This is a genomic window from Streptosporangium minutum, from assembly GCF_002149035.1.
Classification (GTDB): domain Bacteria; phylum Actinomycetota; class Actinomycetes; order Streptosporangiales; family Streptosporangiaceae; genus Streptosporangium; species Streptosporangium minutum.
Map to the genome: position 1 here is coordinate 1 of NZ_NGFP01000212.1, position 16500 is coordinate 16500.

General features: G+C 71.9%; 16 protein-coding genes. 8 read left to right on the top strand and 8 right to left on the bottom strand.

The window, feature by feature from the left end; translation table 11 throughout:
• Positions 1-806 (top strand): acyl-CoA desaturase (locus tag CA984_RS33325; protein WP_086577417.1); only part of this gene is annotated, 806 nt, incomplete at its 5' end.
• Between the two features lie 19 nt (positions 807-825).
• Here CA984_RS33325 and CA984_RS33330 read toward each other — a convergent pair.
• Positions 826-1689 (bottom strand): alpha/beta hydrolase, encoded by an 864-nt coding sequence (locus CA984_RS33330; RefSeq protein WP_086577418.1) that lies wholly within the window; start codon positions 1687-1689, stop codon positions 826-828.
• A gap of 345 nt (positions 1690-2034) precedes the next feature.
• Here CA984_RS33330 and CA984_RS33335 point away from each other — a divergent pair, with 345 nt between their 5' ends.
• The 4 genes from CA984_RS33335 (at position 2035) to CA984_RS33350 (ending at position 8168) form a co-directional block, all read left to right on the top strand.
• Positions 2035-2736: a type 1 glutamine amidotransferase gene (locus tag CA984_RS33335; RefSeq protein WP_086577419.1), complete on the top strand. Its 702-nt coding sequence runs from the start codon at positions 2035-2037 to the stop codon at positions 2734-2736.
• Between the two features lie 267 nt (positions 2737-3003).
• On the top strand, positions 3004-5973 hold the full coding sequence (locus CA984_RS33340; protein WP_165781509.1) for a bifunctional [glutamine synthetase] adenylyltransferase/[glutamine synthetase]-adenylyl-L-tyrosine phosphorylase: 2970 nt from the start codon (positions 3004-3006) through the stop codon (positions 5971-5973).
• A gap of 67 nt (positions 5974-6040) precedes the next feature.
• The gene (locus CA984_RS33345; RefSeq protein WP_086577421.1) at positions 6041-7120 is read left to right on the top strand and encodes a hypothetical protein; all 1080 of its coding nucleotides are present in this window, start codon (positions 6041-6043) and stop codon (positions 7118-7120) included.
• Between the two features lie 163 nt (positions 7121-7283).
• Positions 7284-8168: a TIGR03620 family F420-dependent LLM class oxidoreductase gene (locus tag CA984_RS33350; RefSeq protein ID WP_278249080.1), complete on the top strand. Its 885-nt coding sequence runs from the start codon at positions 7284-7286 to the stop codon at positions 8166-8168.
• A gap of 194 nt (positions 8169-8362) precedes the next feature.
• Here CA984_RS33350 and CA984_RS33355 read toward each other — a convergent pair whose 3' ends face one another.
• The 3 genes from CA984_RS33355 to CA984_RS33365 all read right to left on the bottom strand — a co-directional run bounded on the left by CA984_RS33355 (position 8363) and on the right by CA984_RS33365 (position 10125).
• Entirely contained in the window at positions 8363-9199 is an 837-nt protein-coding gene (locus CA984_RS33355) for an LLM class flavin-dependent oxidoreductase (protein WP_086577423.1), read from the bottom strand.
• 7 nt (positions 9200-9206) lie between these two features.
• Positions 9207-9818 carry a C40 family peptidase gene (locus tag CA984_RS33360; RefSeq protein WP_086577424.1) on the bottom strand — a complete coding sequence of 204 codons (612 nt, stop codon included), beginning with the start codon at positions 9816-9818 and terminating at the stop codon, positions 9207-9209.
• A gap of 88 nt (positions 9819-9906) precedes the next feature.
• The gene (locus CA984_RS33365) at positions 9907-10125 is read right to left on the bottom strand and encodes a hypothetical protein (protein ID WP_133061847.1); all 219 of its coding nucleotides are present in this window, start codon (positions 10123-10125) and stop codon (positions 9907-9909) included.
• Positions 10126-10345: 220 nt separating this feature from the next.
• Between CA984_RS33365 and CA984_RS33370 the strand changes: the two genes are divergently transcribed.
• Both CA984_RS33370 and CA984_RS33375 read left to right on the top strand, forming a co-directional pair.
• Complete coding sequence (locus CA984_RS33370; protein WP_207621135.1) at positions 10346-10882, top strand: hypothetical protein; 537 nt, start codon at positions 10346-10348, stop codon at positions 10880-10882.
• 62 nt (positions 10883-10944) lie between these two features.
• The gene (locus tag CA984_RS33375) at positions 10945-11904 is read left to right on the top strand and encodes a COG1361 family protein (protein WP_086577426.1); all 960 of its coding nucleotides are present in this window, start codon (positions 10945-10947) and stop codon (positions 11902-11904) included.
• A 176-nt stretch (positions 11905-12080) separates the two neighbouring features.
• Here CA984_RS33375 and glnA read toward each other — a convergent pair whose 3' ends face one another.
• Positions 12081-13505: a type I glutamate--ammonia ligase gene (glnA, locus tag CA984_RS33380; RefSeq protein ID WP_086577427.1), complete on the bottom strand. Its 1425-nt coding sequence runs from the start codon at positions 13503-13505 to the stop codon at positions 12081-12083.
• A 293-nt stretch (positions 13506-13798) separates the two neighbouring features.
• Here glnA and CA984_RS33385 point away from each other — a divergent pair, with 293 nt between their 5' ends.
• Positions 13799-14263 carry an RDD family protein gene (locus CA984_RS33385; RefSeq protein ID WP_086577428.1) on the top strand — a complete coding sequence of 155 codons (465 nt, stop codon included), beginning with the start codon at positions 13799-13801 and terminating at the stop codon, positions 14261-14263.
• 111 nt (positions 14264-14374) lie between these two features.
• Here the strand turns inward: CA984_RS33385 and CA984_RS33390 are convergent, their stop codons facing one another.
• The 3 genes from CA984_RS33390 to CA984_RS33400 all read right to left on the bottom strand — a co-directional run.
• Positions 14375-15172, bottom strand: coding sequence for a class I SAM-dependent methyltransferase (locus CA984_RS33390; RefSeq protein WP_086577429.1), 798 nt, complete (start codon positions 15170-15172; stop codon positions 14375-14377).
• On the bottom strand, positions 15172-15852 hold the full coding sequence (locus tag CA984_RS33395) for a DUF4191 domain-containing protein (protein ID WP_086577430.1): 681 nt from the start codon (positions 15850-15852) through the stop codon (positions 15172-15174). The genes CA984_RS33390 and CA984_RS33395 overlap by 1 nt, the downstream gene beginning before the upstream one ends.
• Before the next feature lie 98 nt (positions 15853-15950).
• Positions 15951-16500 (bottom strand): glycoside hydrolase family 3 C-terminal domain-containing protein (locus CA984_RS33400; RefSeq protein ID WP_207621136.1); only part of this gene is annotated, 550 nt, incomplete at its 5' end.

Consider the following 16500-nt stretch of genomic DNA (forward strand, 5'->3'; position numbering starts at 1 on the left):
GGTGGGGGCTGGGGTGGCGGGACGTGACCATCGCCGTGGTGATGTATCTCATCACCGGATTCGGCGTCACCGTCGGCTACCACCGGCACTTCACCCACCGGTCCTTCCAGGCCGGGACATGGCTCCGGGTGGTCATGGCGATCGCCGGGGGCATGTCGCTGCAGGGACCGGTGATCCGCTGGGTGGCCGATCACCGGCGGCACCACAAGTACGCCGACAAGGAGGGCGACCCGCACTCGCCGTGGCGGTTCGGCCCCGGGTTCGCCGGGCTGTCCAGGGGGCTGGCCCACGCCCACATCGGCTGGCTCTTCAGCCCCGACCGCACCTCCAGGCGGAGGTTCTGCCCCGACCTGCTCGCCGACCGGCCGATCAGGTTCCTGTCGCACAACCTCACCTACGTGCCGGTCGTGCTGCTCTCGCTCGGCCTGCCCGCCCTGGCCGGCGGTCTGTGGGGCGGTTCCTGGCACGCCGCGCTCACCGCCTGCTTCTGGGGCGGGCCGGTGCGCATCTTCGTCCTGCACCACGTGACCTGGTCGATCAACTCGATCTGCCACACCTTCGGCAAGGAGGAGTTCTCGGTCAGGGACCGCTCCCGCAACGTGTGGTGGCTGGCGGTGATCTCGCTGGGGGAGGCGTGGCACAACCTGCACCACGCCGACCCCACCTGCGCCAGGCACGGCGTGCTCCGCGGCCAGGTCGATCCGAGCGCCCGGCTGATCTGGCTGTTCGAGCGGCTCGGCTGGGCCTGGGACGTCCGATGGCCGGACGCCGGGCGGCTGGCCGCCCGGCGCGTGGCCAACGCCTGACCGGCCCTCTCCGGGCCGGTCACCGGACCAGGCGGTCGGCGACCAGCGAGGCGCAGCGGTCCTCCATCAGGATCGTGTAGTGGTTGCAGTCCTCGACCAGCTCGTCCTCCAGGGCGGGCAGCCGCCCGGTCCAGGCGGCGGCCAGCTCGTCGGGGATCATGCCGACCGGCTGGTCCAGCAGCCCGCGCGGGGCCCGCAGCAGGGACAGCGGCGACCTCACCGCGTGCAGCGCGGCGCCGATCTCCTCGCCCTCGGTGAGCAGCCACCGGCCGTCCTGGCGGACCGCCTCCTCCCGTGCCCGCGAGCGCACCGCGCCCTCAGGGCCGGCCGCGTCGTAGCGGACGTACTCCTCCACCCGGTCGTTCCAGTTGCCGGCGAAGGCGGGGTGCGCCTTGAAGAAGCCGACGTAGGCGTCGGTGCTCGGGAAGGTCTGGCTGAGCCGGGCGATGGCCGGGCCGAGCGTGGCCGACAGGGCCGTGTCGGGGTCCAGGCCCGGTGGCAGGGGAAGCGGGAGCCCCCCGTCGACCAGCACGACCCTGGCGTAGTCGCGGCCGGCCGCGGCGAGGGCGGCGACGTAGGCGCCCATCGAGTGGCCGGTGAGCACGATGCCGGACTCCGGGCCCAGGGACCGGGCGACCAGGCCGACGTCCTCGGCGTGCCGCGGCAGGCCGTACGGGCCGGGCAACTCGGCGCTGTGGCCGCGGCCCCGCAGGTCCATCGCGACCAGCGACCACTCGGCGGGCAGCCGCCGCGCGACCCCGCTCCAGGCCATGAGCGAGGCGGTGATGCCGTGTACGGCCACGATCAGGCGCGGCCCGGTGCCGAACCGGGCGACGCGCAGCCGGCCGCCGGGGACCTCGACATCGCCGAAGACAGGGTTCAAGGGGTTCTCCTCAGGATCAGCAGGACGGATCATACGCCGGACGGCGGCCATGTTTCGCCGGCCGTGGTCTCGCGCCGCTCCTGGAGCACGGCCGTTCCTCCGGCCGGTCGATCTCCTGGCATCGCGTCCATCGGGTCTCCTCGAGCGTGGAGACCTCGGGCTTCAGCCCTGGGGAGCTTGAGCGTGGAGATCTCGGGCTTCAGTCCCGGGGAGGAAGTCAAGGCGGCGGGTGTCCTCCTCCGATGGCGGCGCCCGGTGATCGGCTCCCTCCCCGCCCGTCCCCGTGGCCGGTAAGCACTGCGGGTCGATATGGGTCCTGTACTTCCCGCAGCCCATAATCGCCCCATGAGGATTACTGTCATTGAGCACGGAGCCGACGCGGGCCTGGGCTTCTTCGCCGGGTGGCTGGCCGAGGCCGGGGTCGGGTGCGATGTGGTCCGGCCCTACCTGGGGGAGACCGTGCCGGAGCGGGCCGATGACGGGCTGATCGTGCTCGGAGGTGAGGCCGCGGCCTGGGAGGACGAGCGCTACCCCTGGCTGCCCGCCACCCGTGACCTGATCCGGAGTTCGGTCGAGGGCGGCGTGCCGACCCTGGGGATCTGCCTGGGCGCCCAGCTCATGACGCTGGCCTGCGGCGGCTCCGTCGAACGGGGCGAGCACGGCCTGGAGGTGGGCGCGAGGGAGGTCGTCCCGCTCCCGGAGGCCGACGCCGACCCGCTGTTCGCCGGTCTCGGCCCCGCCCCGGCCGTGCAGTACCACGGCGACGCGATGACCCGGCTCCCCGAGGGCGCGGTACGGCTGGCCACCGGTGATCCTTACCCCAACCAGGCCTACCGGCTGGGGGAGAAGGCGTGGGCGGTGCAGTTCCACCCGGAGGCCACCGCCGAGATCTTCGCCGGCTGGACCGGCGACTCGGCCGATCACCTGACCGCTCTGGGCCACTCGGCCGAGGAGCTCGACATGCAGGTGAAGGAGGCCGAGGAACGTCTCGTCGGCACCTGGCGCCTCCTCGCCGGACGGTTCGCCGCGGTCGTCCGATCCGCGTGACCGGACGATTACGTTGCGAATCCGCTAACGACGTCGCACACTTTCAGGATTAGCGTGTGCGGCGACGCTCCGGGTCACCCGGGGCGTGAGCCGGACCCGGGAGGGCGGGCCCAGGCGCGGCGCCCGCTCCGCGCCGCCGGCGGGAGCCGGAGGCGTGCGCGACCGCGGGCAGGCGTGCGCCTTGTGATCCGCCGGGGTAGGGATGGGGGAAGGCCGCCAGTGCTTGCGATTGAGGACGATGGAGGGTCGGTGAGCGCCGTGCCCCGCATGCAGACGACCGCCGGGCGGCTGGCCCGGCTCGGGTTCGCCGACGGGGCCAGGGCCGAGCGGCTGCTCGACGAGCTGGGGCCCGAGGCGGTCGGCGATCTCGGCCTGCTGGACTCCCTGGTCGCCGCGGCGGATCCCGACCTGGCGCTTGCCTCGCTGAACCGGCTGGCCGAGCGGGATCCGAGCGTCCTCGGAGCGCTCCGGTCCGATGCCGGCCTGCGGGCGCGGCTGCTCGGCGTCTTCGGGGTCAGCTCCGCCCTAGGCGACCACGTGCTCAAGCATCCCGAGCACTGGAGCCTCCTCGGTGGCGCGCATGCCGTACGGCGTCCGACCGCGCAGGAGCTCCGCGCCGAGCTGCTGCTCGCGGTCGGCGCGGAGCCCGACGACCCCGAGCCGCGAGCCACGGACGCCGGCACCGCCACCCTGGTGGCGCTGCGGGTCGCCTACCGGGGGCGGCTGCTCCGGCTGGCCGCGCGGGACGTCACCGGTGAGGCCTCGCTCACGGAGTCCACCGCCGAGCTGTCCGACCTGGCCGGGGCCGCGCTGGAGGCGGGGCTCGCCGTCGCGCGGTCCGAGCACGCCGAGTCCGGCTCGGTACGGCTGGCCGTCATCGGCATGGGCAAGTGCGGGGCGCGCGAGCTCAACTACATCAGCGACGTCGACGTCGTCTTCGTGGCCGAGCCGCGTGAGGGCGTCGACGAGACCAAGGCACTCCAGACCGCCACCCGCCTGGCCCAGGGCATGATGCGCGCCTGCTCGGCCAGCACTCCCGAGGGCTCGCTGTGGGAGGTGGACGCCGCGCTGCGCCCCGAGGGCAAGGCCGGCCCGCTGGTCCGCACCCTCGCCAGCCACCAGGCCTACTACCGGCGCTGGGCCAAGACGTGGGAGTTCCAGGCGTTGCTGAAGGCCCGGCCGGTGGCGGGCGACCCCGAGCTCGGCGAGCAGTACGTCGCCGCGATGAACGAGATGGTCTGGCAGGCGGCCACCCGCGACAGGTTCGTCGAGGATGTGCAGGCCATGCGCCGCCGGGTCGAGGAGCACGTCCGCGCGGGCGAGGCCGAGCGGCAGCTCAAGCTCGGGCCGGGCGGCCTGCGCGACATCGAGTTCGCCGTCCAGCTGCTCCAGCTCGTCCACGGCCGCCTGGACCCGCTGCTGCGCCGCCGCGGCACGCTGTCCGCGCTGGCCGCCCTGTCCCGGGGCGGCTACGTCGGCAGGGAGGACGCCAAGGCCCTCGCCGAGGCCTACACGTTCCTGCGCCAGGTCGAGCACCTGATCCAGCTGCACCGGCTCCGCCGGACCCACGTGGTGCCCGAGGACGCCGGCGACCTGCGACGGCTCGGCCGGAGCCTGGGCATGACCAGCGACCCGGTGGGGGAGTTCACCACCCGGTGGAGGCGGCACGCGATGGAGGCCAGGCGCCTGCACGAGAAGCTCTTCTACCGGCCGCTGCTGCAGGCCGTGGCCCGCCTGCCCGAGTCCGAGGCCCGGCTCTCCACCGCCGCCGCGCAGGCCCGCCTGGAGGCGCTCGGCTATACCGACCCGGCCGGGGCGCTGCGCCACATCAGTGCGCTGACCAGCGGCGTGTCGCGGCGCGCGGCGATCCAGCGGACCCTGCTGCCCGTCATGCTGGGCTGGTTCGCCGACGCCCCCGACCCCGACGGCGGCCTGCTCGGCTTCCGCCAGGTCTCCGACAAGCTCGGCGCCACCCCGTGGTACCTGCGGCTGCTGCGCGACGAGACCGCGGTGGCCTCGCGGCTGGCCCGGCTGCTCGGGACCAGCCGCTACGTGACGGGGCTGCTGCTGCACGCCCCCGACGCGGTGGCGATGCTCGGCTCGGACGCGGAGCTGGCACCCCGGCCCGCCGAGGCGCTGCTGGCGGAGGCGCGGGCCACGGTCGGCCGCCATCCCACGGAGGCCGAGAACGCGGTCGCCGCGGTGCGGGGGCTGCGGCGCAGGGAGCTGTTCCGCACGGCGGTCGCCGACCTCACCGGGCACATCGACATCGAGCAGGTCGGCCAGGCGCTGTCCACGCTCAACGACACGACGATCCAGGCCGCGCTGGACGCCGCGATCAGCAAGGTCGAGATGGAGCGGCGCGCCCCGCTGGGCACGAGGTTCGCGGTGATCGCGATGGGTCGTCTGGGCGGGTTCGAGTCCTCCTACGGCAGCGACGCCGACGTGATGTTCGTGCATGCGCCGCTTGAGGGAGTGCCGGAGCGGGAGGCCACCGACGCGGCCTTCGCGGTGGCCAACGAGCTGCGCCGCCTGCTGGCCCTGCCCGCCCCCGACCCGCCGCTGCTCATCGACCCCGACCTGCGCCCCGAGGGACGCCAGGGGCCCCTGGTCCGCACGCTCGCCTCCTACGCGGCCTACTACGCGCGCTGGTCGTCGCCGTGGGAGTCCCAGGCGCTGCTGCGCGCCCGCCTCTCCGCCGGGGATCGCTGGATCGGCACGGCCCTGCTGGAGCTGGCCGACCCGCTGCGCTACCCGGCCGGCGGCATCCCCGACGCGGCCGTGCTGCAGATCAGGAAGTTGAAGGCGCGGATGGAGGCCGAGCGGCTGCCCCGCGGGGCCGACCCGGCCCTGCACACCAAGCTCGGCCCCGGCGGGCTGTCCGACGTGGAGTGGGTGGCCCAGCTCATCCAGCTCCGTCACGCCGGGCGCCTGCCGTCGCTGCGGACCACCCGGACCCTGGAGACGCTGCGCGCGGCGGTCGCCGAGGGCCTGCTGACGGCCGCCGACGAGGCCTCGCTCACCCAGGCCTGGCGGTTCGCCTCGCGCGTCCGCGACGCCATCGTCCTGGTCCGGGGGCGTGCCGCCGACTCCATCCCGGTGGATCTGCGCGAGCGCGCGCTCGTCTCCCGCGCCATGGGCTACCCGCAGGACGCCAGCGAGGATCTCGTGGACGACTACCGCCGCGTCACCCGCCGGGCCCGCCGGGTCGTGGAGCGCGTCTTCTACGAAGACTGACCCGTTTTCCGCCGATCGCATTGCGCCAGGAGTGGCGGGCGTGTATCAACGGTGCGGGTGATCCATTTTGATATCCGTTTACATTGACCTGGCCATCGGCCTGGTTCTGGCCTTCCTGCTCCTGTCGCTCATGGTGAGCGGGATCAACGAGGCCTTCGTCCGGCTGTTCGGGATCCGCAGCAAGTTCCTGTGGGCCTACCTCCGCGACACCATGGACGGCGGTCCGCGGGAGGGCGCGTCGTGGATCCCGGCGAAGGTGGCCGACGTCTTCGCCAAGCTGCCCTTCTCCAAGGACGACCCGCGGCCCAGGCACGAGCCGGAGCCCGCGCCGTCGGTGGTCGAGCCGGTCCCGGTGGATCCCACCGCGGTGCTCGCCGCCGAGGCGCCCGCGCCGCCGGTCGACATGACCGGACGGTTGTACGAACGGCTCCAGGAGATCGACCGTCCCACAGGGGCGCGGACCAGCATCTCCGACATCCCGCCCGAGCGGTTCTCCGGGGCGGTGATGGAGCTGGTCTCCGCCGAGGAGGGCGGGGTCGAGGGCCTGCTCGCCAAGCTGGAGGCCATCGGCAGCCCGCTGGCCGGGCATCTGCGGGGCGTCTGGGAGGGCGCGCAGCGGGACCTGGGAAAGTTCCGCAAGGGCGTGGAGGCCTGGTTCGACGGGGAGATGCAGCGGCTGTCCACGCTGTACCGCCGCTACGTCAAGTGGGTGGTGTTCGCGCTGGGCCTGCTGCTGACGCTGCTGTTCAGCATGGACGCGCTGGAGTACGGCAAGACCCTGCTGCGGGACAACGCCTACCGGGCCGGGGTGGCGGCCATCGCGAGCGGCGGCCAGGACGGTCTGGGCGCGCTGAGGGACAAGTGCGCCGTGGAGGGAGCCGCCGAGCCGTACTCCTGCGTGACCGAGTCCTTCAGCTCCCCGGCCCTGGTCAAGATCTTCGACCATGCCGTCGTGAGCGTGACGATCCCCCCTGACGGTTCGGAGGACCCGTCCTTCAACTGGAACGGCGCCGTCTGGTGGGAGCGCCTGATCACCCCGGGACACTGGCCCGGTTACCTGATCAGCGTGGTCGCGCTGCTGTTCGGCGCCTCCTTCTGGTGGGACGTCCTGCGCCGGCTGACCGGCATCCGGGGCAGGCGCCCGTAGTCTTCCCGGGGCCTCCCCCGCCGGCGCCGACACCCTCCGGCGGGGGAGGCCTTTCTCATGCCCCGTGCCCTCGCCCGTTGAAAAATGGAGGATGCCTCCGTATTGTGGGCGACATCCGGAGACAGCCTCCGGTTGACTCTCTGGGAGCCTTCGAGCGATGAGCATGAATCTCGGGCGAGTGGGTGTGTGGACCTTCGCCTTCGACGGTCAGCCGATGTCAAGGATCCGGGACGCGGCGGCGGAGCTGGACGAGCTCGGCTACGGCGCGATCTGGTTCGGCGAGGGGCTCGGCCGCGACGCGCTGACCCAGGCGGCGTTGCTGCTGGACGCCACGGAGCGGCTGGTCGTCGCCACCGGCATCGCCAACATCTTCCTCCGCGACCCGATCACCATGGCGGCGGGGGAGCGCACCCTCGCCGAGGCCTTCCCGGACCGCTTCCTGCTCGGCCTCGGCGGCCACCGTACCGCCGACCAGCCGCCCTTCCTCGGCCCCATCCCGCACCACGGACACCCGCTGCCCACCGTGCGCGCCTACCTGGACGCGATGGACCAGGCGCCCCTGCGGAGCCCGGCCCCGGCGGAGCCGCCCCGCCGGGTCCTGGCCGCTCTCGGCCCCAGGATGCTGGAGCTCGCCGCCGAGCGGACCTGGGGCGCCCACCCCTACTTGGTGCCGGTGGAGCACACCGCCCGCGCCCGGGAGATCATGGGGCCGGACGCGCTGCTGGCGGTCGAGCAGACGGTCGTCCTGGAGCGTCCGGACCGGGCCCGCGAGCTCGCCCGGGGGTTCATGGCCGGATACGTCCAGGCCCGGCCGCGTCACCAGGAGGAGAACCTCAGGCGGCTCGGGTACGGCGACGACGACCTGGCGGGTGGCGGCAGCGACCGTCTGCTGGAGGCGCTGATCGCCTGGGGTGACGTCCAGGACATCGCCAAGCGGGTCCGTGAGCACTTCGACGCGGGCGCGGACCATGTCTGCGTCCAGGTCATGAGCGAGGACCTGCCCAGGCGCGAGTGGCGCGAGCTGGCCCCCGCCCTGCTTGAGCTGTGAGCCGCTTCGCCTGGGCTGTGGGCCGCCCCCATCCTGCTTGAGCCGCCCGGCTTCGTCTGAGTTGTGAGCCGCCCCCATCCTGCTTGAGCCGCCCCGCCCTGCCGGAGGTGTGGGCCGGACTCGCCCGGCCTGGGCGGTGAGCCGTACCCGTCCTGCCCCGAGACCGGCCGGGGCCCGGCTCCGGGCGGGAGCCTCTAGCGCAGCTCCGCCAGGACCAGGTCGACCTGGGGGAGGGGGTCCGGCCCGAACGGACGGAGCACCACCGTGTCGGCCCCCGCCTCCCACAGCGACCTGACCTGGTCGGCGGCGAACCCGGGGGAGCCCACCGCCATCACGACCTCGTCCGGATCGACGTGCAGGAACTCCGCGGAACCGGCCGCCAGGCGCGCGCCCACCGCGGGATCGTCGCCGACGTACAGGTGGGTGAACACCACCAGCTCGTGATCGCCTCCCCCGATCGCCTCGCGTGCCTCCCCGATCCGGGCGGGACCGACCCCCTCGGGCAGGATCGTGCCCTGGGCCACCCGCCCGGACAGCTCCAGCGAGCGGGGCCGTACGACCCCGGCGAGGACCGGTGGCGCGGTCACGGGCGGATGCACCAGGCTCACCCCGTCGATCCGTACGGCCCGGCCCCGGAGGGTGACCGTCTCGCCGCGCAGCAGGGCGCGCACGGCCACGATGGTCTCCTCCAGCAGGGCCAGCGGCGAGGGGGCGAGCGCGCCCACCTGGCGCATCCAGTCCTGGACGCCGTGGCCGATCCCGGCCGCGAGACGGTGCGGGTGCATGCGGGCCAGGTTGCCGAGCTCCATGGCCAGCAGCGCCGGATTGCGCAGCGGCGCCGGAGTGATCCCGATGCCCACGCGGAGCCGCTCGGTGACGGCGAGCGCGGTGGCCGCCGACGAGATCGACCCGGTCCAGCCCAGGTCCTCCACCACCCATACGTCGTCCGCCTCGGCCGCGTCCAGGTGACGGCAGAAGGGGACGAGCGACTCCGGGGGCAGGTCGCGGTCGAACATCACGCCCAGGCGCATGTCTCTCCTACAGGTAGCGGAAGTAACCGGCGAAGCCCTTGACCGCGGTGAGGGAGTCGATCCGTATCTCGGTGCCGGTCTTCAGTGCGTTGATCATTCTGCCCTGGCCGACGTAGATGCCCACGTGGTGGGTCTTCACCTTACGCTTGCCTATCTTGCCGTAGAAGACCAGGTCGCCCGGCCGCGCCTTCGCGGCGGGTATCTCGGTGAGCCGCCTGATGTGGTCGTCGGTGTTGCCCGGTCCCAGGACGTCGCGGCCGTAGGCCAGGCGGTAGACCCACCTGGCCAGCCCGGAGCAGTCGAGGCCGCGGGTCCTGGTGGCGGGGCAGGGGAGGATCGCGCCGCTGTAGCCCTGGCAGGTGCCGAGGGAGGGGCCGGGGACGTCGTCGTGGCCGCCGCCCCACGAGTACGGGATCTCCCCGCCCGTCCAGCCCGGCTGCCCCTGCCCGGCCTCGATCGCGTACGCGATGGCCGTCACCCGGTTCAGGGTGACGGGCAGGAGCGGTATCGAGCCGCTGAGGACGATGAGGGTTCCCGCGAGCACGGTCACCGCGGCCAGCCGGCGGCGACGTTTGGAGACCCCCGGATGCCGCCGTCCATCCCGGGAGATCCCGATCACGTCTACTCACCTCGATTTATCGCCGTAAGTCAGGATCATTCTGCCTAATATGCCGCTGTTCCGCGCTGTCTGCCTTCTCGGCCGTTTCTCAGCCACAGTCGTCGATCTTGAATTTCTTTCCAGGCTTCGGTGATTTCTTCACCGCCCGGGGAGCCTGTGGGTCCTTGGGGGCGGTGGCCTGGTACGGCGCCGCGATCGCCGTGCCGCCGGAGGCGGCGCACGCCCGCTGGTCGCCCGCGCCACAGGCGACGGCGGCGGAAAGGGCGATGAGGACGACGCCTGTGACGCCGGTGATACTGCGGAACACGGTGTTCTCCTGACAGAGCATTCTCTTGCCCCCATAAATATCCATAACTGCTTGCAACGGACTGATAGCTCACTTGAGTGAGCGCTGGGCCGGGGAAGTCGCGACACGCCCTTTGTTACGCATCGTGACCAATCTGCCCTAAGCTGCCAGCGCAGTGTTACTTTCGGTGACGTAATCAACCCAGTCGGTCATCTATCCGGATGGAATGGGAGCGTTGGCGATGTCAAGAAAACGCGTGGGACGGGTGGCGATGGCGGCGGGCACGCTCGTGGCCGGCATCGCCCTGTCGATGGGGGAGACGAGCTCGGCGGCCAAGGCCGCGCCGGGAGACACGGATTCGGACACCACCGTCGCCAACGTCGTGGTGACCGGGTCGATCACGCTGACGAACCTCACCTCCTCGTTCACGCTCACCGGCAGTCCCGGGCAGACCGTCGACAGCGCCGACCCGGTGGACTTCACCGTGAAGACGAACAACTTCGCCGGCTACACCGTGACGGTCTTCCCGGCGGCCGGGGAGCTCCTCGGCACCGCCGGCAACCCCGAGACCATCCCGACCGGCTCGCTGCTGGTGGAGCAGATCCCCGGCGGCCCGTTCGTCCCGCTGGCCTTGGGATCCCCGGTCGAGGTGTTCCGCAAGACCGCGCCCTCGGCCGCGGACGGCGATGACTTCAGCCACGAGTACCGGATCACGATCCCGTTCGTACGTCCCGACACCTACTCCGGGACGATCAACTACGTGGCCACCACCCTGTAGACGACCCGGAAGACCTGCGGGAAAGACCCTTACGGGGAGAGCAGCACTGTGGAGAGCCGAAGGTGACCGTACGGCCGGGGCGCGGGAGCGCCGCCGTTCTCATCGGCGCGTGCCTGCTGTGGACGGCGGGTCCGGCCGGCGCGGGATCGGCCCGTCCCGCGCCCGAAGCGGACTTCTCGCTGACGGTGAGCCCGACCCGGCTCGCCGTGCAGCCCGGCGACATCGGCGAGAAGCAGAGGTTCCAGGTCATCAACCAGGGGCGGCTGCCGCTCGACGTCGAGGTCCGCAAGGCCGACTTCAAGCCGAATCTGGACGGCACACTGCTCTTCCAGCCCAAGGCCCCCTATTCCGCCAGCAACTGGGTCACCGTCACCCCTGACCGTTTCCACCTGGCGGCGGGCGGGACCAGGCAGGTGTCCGTCCGGATCAACGTGCCGTCCGATCCGGAACCGGGTGATCACCAGCTTGCCCTGGTCTTTCTGGTGCCCGCCGGGACCGGCGACGGCAACATCCGGATCAACCGGGGGATCGGCGCTCCCGTCTACATCGCCGTTCCCGGGCCCATCGACGCCTCCGCGGAGGTCATGGGCCTGCGTGCCCCGAGCTTCGCGCTCGGCGGGCCCCTGACCTTCACCACGACGGTGCGCGACACCGGAACCGTGCACCGCGACTTCCGCGGCGACGACCGCCTGCGCCTGCGGGTGAACGGGGAGAGCGTCTCCTTCCCCGACTTCACCGTGAGCCGGGGCTCCACCCGCGAGATCGCCGCCACCTTCGATCCGCCCCTGATGTGCCTGTGCAGCGCCACCGTGGCCCTGCCCGGTCCAGGCGGGACGTCGACGGCCGCGACGGCGACCGTCCTGGTCTTCCCGCTTCACTGGCTGGGAGCCGCGATCCTGGCAGCCGGCGTCCTGATCCTCCTGGTGGCGTTCGCGCGCCGGCGCTACCGGGCCCAGGTGGTCGCCGCGGCCCGCGCCATGAGCGGGATCGACGGGGACGGTGACGGCAGGCAACCGCTCTGAGCCGGAGCGGACCCGCCGCGGGCGTCTCGGCGCCCGGCCCGTCGCCGCATGCGAAAGACCGCCGACCGTGCCCCCGGTGGAGGGACGGTCAACGGCCTGTCGCGGATGGCTGAGTGCCCCGAGGGCGCCCCGGCGGGTCGACCGCCGGCGTTTCCGCAGGTCGGAAACTCGGTGGCTCAGACGTCGTAGTAGAGCTCGAACTCGTGCGGGTGAGGGCGCAGGCGGATCGGGTCGATCTCGTTCTCGCGCTTGTAAGCGATCCAGGTCTCGATCAGGTCCGGCGTGAACACGCCGCCCTCCAGCAGGTATTCGTGGTCGGCCTCAAGGGCGGTGAGCACGTCCGACAGCGAGCCCGGGACCTGCGGGATGTTGCGGGCCTCCTCCGGAGGAAGCTCGTAGAGGTCCTTGTCGACCGGCTCGACCGGCTCGATCTTGTTGCGGATGCCGTCGATGCCCGCCATGAGCTGGGCGGCGAAGGCGAAGTACGGGTTGCAGGACGGGTCCGGCACGCGGAACTCGATGCGCTTGGCCTTCGGGTTGGAGCCCGTGATCGGGATGCGGATGCACGCCGAGCGGTTGCGCTGGGAGTAGACCAGGTTGACCGGGGCCTCGTAGCCGGGGACCAGGCGGTGGTAGGAGTTCACCGTCGGGTTGGTGAAGGCCAGCAGCGACGGGGCGTGCTTGAGCAGGCCGCCGATGTAGTAGCGGGCGGTGTCGGACAGGCCCGCGTAGCCGACCTCGTCGTAGAAGAGCGGCTCGCCGTCCTTCCAGAGCGACTGGTGGCAGTGCATGCCGGAGCCGTTGTCGCCGAAGATCGGCTTGGGCATGAAGGTGACCGTGTGGCCGTGCGCCAGGGCCGTGCTCTTGACGATGTACTTGTACAGCATCAGGGTGTCGGCGGCCTTGAGCAGCGTGTTGAACCGGAAGTCGATCTCGGCCTGGCCGGCCGTGCCCACCTCGTGGTGCTGCATCTCCACGTCGATGCCGGCCTCGATGAGCTTGCGGACCATCTCCGAGCGCAGGTCGGTGAAGTGGTCCATCGGCGGGACCGGGAAGTAGCCGCCCTTGAAGCGCGGCTTGTAACCCAGGTTGCCGCCCTCCTGGGCCTTGCCGCTGTTCCAGGCGCCCTCGATCGAGTCGATGTGGTAGTAGCTCGAATGCGCGTTGGTCTCGAACCGCACGTCGTCGAAGATGTAGAACTCGGCCTCGGGGCCGAAGAAGACCGTGTCGGCGATGCCGGTGCCCTTGAGGTACTCCTCGGCCTTGCGGGCGACGTTGCGCGGGTCGCGGCTGTAGGCCTCGCCCGTCAGCGGGTCGTGCACGAAGAAGTTGATGTTGAGCGTCTTGTGCTGCCGGAAGGGGTCCAGAACGGCCGTGGAGGGGTCGGGCAGCAGGAGCATGTCCGACTCGTGGATGGCCTGGAAGCCCCGGATCGACGAGCCGTCGAACATGAGGCCGTCAGTGAAGACGTTCGCCCCGAAGTTCTCCGTTGGGAACGTGAAATGGTGCGTCGTCCCCGGCAGGTCGGTGAACCTGACATCGACGAACTGCACCCCTTCGTCCTTGATGAACTTCAGGACGTCGTCGGCGGAGTTGAACACGCGAACCTCCCAAGGGGCACGGGCTATCAGTGCCGAAGGTAGGCCTGTGCCGTTACCGCCCCGTGTCTCGTCTGTTTCACTCGTGTTAAGGGAAAGCCGCCTTCACGCTAGCCCCGCGGTCCGGTGGGGCCGCGGGCGAAGGGCCGTCCTTTGCCCTACTTTCACGTCCGGGCCTGCGCGGGCCCATACCCGGGGATGTCCGGATCTCACCTCCGGACCTGCGCGGACCCCGTGTCCGGGCAGCCGGCTCGGGCGGATGCGGGAGCGGCCTCCGGGGCGGATACCGTTTAGCCATGAGCAGCAGGCAGCAACCCCGATGGACCCAGACCTGGCTCGGTGGCGTCAGGTCGGCCGGAGTCGACCTGGGCTATCCGGGAGAGCAGCTCGGCCTGCCCCAGCAGGGCAGCGGCGCGGTGGCGGGGTTCGGCCGCAGGATCGGCGCCCTCGTCATCGACTGGCTGATCTGCACCTGGGCGATCACGCAGGGACTCCTGCGGGTAAACCCGGCCGAGCAGGGCTGGGTCCCGCTCGCGGTCTTCGCGGCGGAATACATCCTGCTGGTGGGCACCATGGGCATGACCTTCGGCATGCGGCTGCTCGGCATCCGGGTCGCCGCGCTCGGCGGCGGCCGTCCGGGCTTCGTGGCGGTGCTGGTGCGGACCCTGCTGCTGTGCCTGGCCGTACCGGCGCTCATCTGGGACCGCGACCAGCGCGGTCTGCACGACCGGGCGGCGAACACCGTGGTCGTGCGCATGTGAGTCCGGCGAGCCGGTAAGGGGCTCTCCCGGCCCGTCCGGCTTCCGGCCGGGGCGGTCGGCGGGCACCTCCGGAGGGTGGGGAGCCCGCGAGCTCACCGCCCTCGGCCGTCCCTACGGCCTGACGCAGGTGAAGATCGCGGTTCCGGGCAGGTGACGGCCGCGCAGCGGACTCCAGCCGCCCCACTCGCGGTCGTGGCCGCCGGGCCACTCCGGCTCGACCAGCCCCGCCACCACCAGGCCCGACGCGACGACGTGCCCGATCCAGTCCGCCATCGTGCGGTGGTGCTCGACGTAGGACGGCCGCCCGTCGTCGTCGAGCTCCACGTACGGCGAGCGGTCGAAGTAGGACCGGTCGGAGGTCAGCCCGCGGGGGCCCGGGTCGTCGGGGAAGGCCCAGCGGATCGGGTGGCTGACGGAGAAGACCAGGCGGCCGCCGGGGCGCAGCACCCGGCGCGTCTCGGCGAGAACGGCCGCCGCGTCGGCCACGAACGGCAGCGCGCCGAAGGCCGAGCAGGCCAGGTCGAACGACTCGTCGGCGAAGGGCAGGACCTCGGCGTCGGCCTGGACCACCGGGAGCGGCGAGTCGCCGTCGAAGTCGATCCGGCGGGAGTGCTGGAGCTGGCGGAAGGACAGGTCGAAGGCCGCCACCCGGGCCCCCTGGCCGGCCAGCCACCGCCCGCACTGTCCCGCGCCGCAGCCGATCTCCAGGATGTCCTTGCCCGCGACCTCGCCCAGCAGACGGGCGTCGGCCTCGTCCAGGCCCTCCGGGCACCAGACGAAGCCCGCGTCGCGGAGGAACTCCCCGTGCTCGGCCTGGTATTCGTCCGCGGCGCCGTCCCACCAGCCGCGGTTGGCCCGCGAGGTGCCGGCCGCGTCCACCCGGCGCCGGTCGACTCCTGCGAGGTCCATCAGCGCATCTTCGGCCGGGGCATCTTCGCCCCGCGCGGCAGCGGCCCCTTGGGCATCGGCAGCGTCTGGGGAAGCGCCTTGAGGCGGTTGTTGATCTCGTAGACCGCGGGCTTCTTGAGGTTGCGGGGCAGCTTCATCAGGTGCCGCTGCAGCTTGGCGATGGGGATCTGCCCCTCGCCGTCACCGGACTGGATGTCGTAGACCGGGACGTCGAGCGCGACCCGCTGGACGCGCTTCTTCTCGGCCACCAGCATCTTCTGCACGCGGCTGCCCGGCCCCTCGGAGACCAGGACGATGCCGGGATAGCCGACCACGCGGTGCACGATGTCCTGGTCGCGGTTGACCGCGACGGCCGGGGTGACCTCCCAGTTGCCGCGCATCCCCTGCAGGATCGCGGCGGCGGCGCCCACCTGGCCGTGCAGCATCGAATACTGCGACTTCTGGGCGATCTGGCCGAACACGACCAGTCCGACCGTGAGAGCCAGCATGATCCCGATGAGCAGCAGATACCAGAACCAGCCGGTGACCAAGCCGATCACGATGCACAGCACGAGTGTGCCAAGCGCCGACGCGTAGACGATCGGCATCCCCTTGGGGTTGGCCTCCTTGATGATCTGGGCGATCATACGGAGCTGCTTGATGCGCCCCGGGCGCTCTGGGTCTTCGGGCTTCTTGGCCATGTTCTGAAGGATACAAATCCAGGGGTCAAGATATGAAAACGTGACCTGCGTGCGCCGGTCGACGGCGCCCGGCGGAGCGGCCCGGTCGGGGTCCCGGTTCACCGCGGTGAGTAGAACCGGACGACCTCACGTCCGGCGCGCCGGCCGGTGTCGGTCACGGCCACCGTCACGGTCGTCCCGGTGACGGCGATCGTGTCTCGTAGGACCAGGTCGTGTAGCCCGGTCCGCGGCCGGACCAGAACGCCGGCGCGCTCCCAGGCGCGGTATCCGATGAAAAGGCCCTCGTCATAGGCGACCTTTCCGCCGGCCGGGGTCACGTTCAGGACAGGCACGTCGGACTGGCGGACCGGCCAGGTGGTGGGCAGCCGGCCGCCGGGCTCGACGTTCCCGCGCCCGCGCAGGCCCTCCAGAGGCGAGACGATCCGGTCGGGGAACACCTGGGCGCTGCCCCCGCCCACGACCCGGGCCTCGCCGGCCGCCGACCCGATCAGCGCCACACTCCGGACACCGCCGAGCGGCAGCAGGCCGCCCTCGTTGCGCAGCAGCGTGAACGACCGGGCGGCCACCTGGCGGGCGAGCGCCGTACCGTCGATCTCCGTGCCGCCGGCGGCCGGGTTGGGGGAGGGGTGGGACCAGCCGCCTGAGCCC